The 1,005-nt window shown below is 50.9% G+C and carries 1 tRNA gene and 2 rRNA genes; all 3 read right to left on the reverse strand.

What is annotated here, in order from left to right:
• Positions 1–93: ribosomal RNA gene (locus tag NWP14_RS27745) — 23S ribosomal RNA — on the reverse strand; the annotation flags it as partial.
• A 218-nt stretch (positions 94–311) separates the two neighbouring features.
• A tRNA-Glu gene (locus NWP14_RS27750) sits at positions 312–387 on the reverse strand.
• A gap of 85 nt (positions 388–472) precedes the next feature.
• Positions 473–1,005 (reverse strand): 16S ribosomal RNA (locus NWP14_RS27755); the annotation flags it as partial.

The raw sequence follows: 1,005 nt of genomic DNA on the forward strand, positions 1-1,005 counted from the left end.
CATATCACCTTACCGACGCTTATCGCAGATTAGCACGTCCTTCATCGCCTCTGACTGCCAGGGCATCCACCGTGTACGCTTAGTCGCTTAACCTCACAACCCGAAGCTGTTTCGTAAAACAGTCCGCGTTGCGAAAATTTGAGAGACTCGAACACACCGCTTTTTCCTTTCTTATTACGGAGAAAGGAAACAGTGTGTCGTTTCAATTTTCAGCTTGATCCAGATTTTTAAAGAGCAAATATCTCAAACGTAACTCACTGAGTTAGTTTTGAGATATGGGGGTCGGCGACTTTCACTCACAAACCAGCAAGTGGCGTCCCCTAGGGGATTCGAACCCCTGTTACCGCCGTGAAAGGGCGGTGTCCTGGGCCTCTAGACGAAGGGGACACTGAAGTCTCAATCGCAAGACGCCTTGCTATTTACTTTTCATCAGACAATCTGTGTGAGCACTACAAAGGCAGGTTCTTTCAGGTAAGGAGGTGATCCAACCGCAGGTTCCCCTACGGTTACCTTGTTACGACTTCACCCCAGTCATGAATCACAAAGTGGTAAGCGCCCTCCCGAAGGTTAAGCTACCTACTTCTTTTGCAACCCACTCCCATGGTGTGACGGGCGGTGTGTACAAGGCCCGGGAACGTATTCACCGTGGCATTCTGATCCACGATTACTAGCGATTCCGACTTCACGGAGTCGAGTTGCAGACTCCGATCCGGACTACGACATACTTTATGAGGTCCGCTTGCTCTCGCGAGGTCGCTTCTCTTTGTATATGCCATTGTAGCACGTGTGTAGCCCTACTCGTAAGGGCCATGATGACTTGACGTCATCCCCACCTTCCTCCAGTTTATCACTGGCAGTCTCCTTTGAGTTCCCGGCCGAACCGCTGGCAACAAAGGATAAGGGTTGCGCTCGTTGCGGGACTTAACCCAACATTTCACAACACGAGCTGACGACAGCCATGCAGCACCTGTCTCAGAGTTCCCGAAGGCACCAAAGCATCTCTGC

The sequence above is a fragment of the Klebsiella sp. C349492 genome (assembly GCF_042055345.1).
GTDB lineage: Bacteria > Pseudomonadota > Gammaproteobacteria > Enterobacterales > Enterobacteriaceae > Klebsiella > Klebsiella scottii.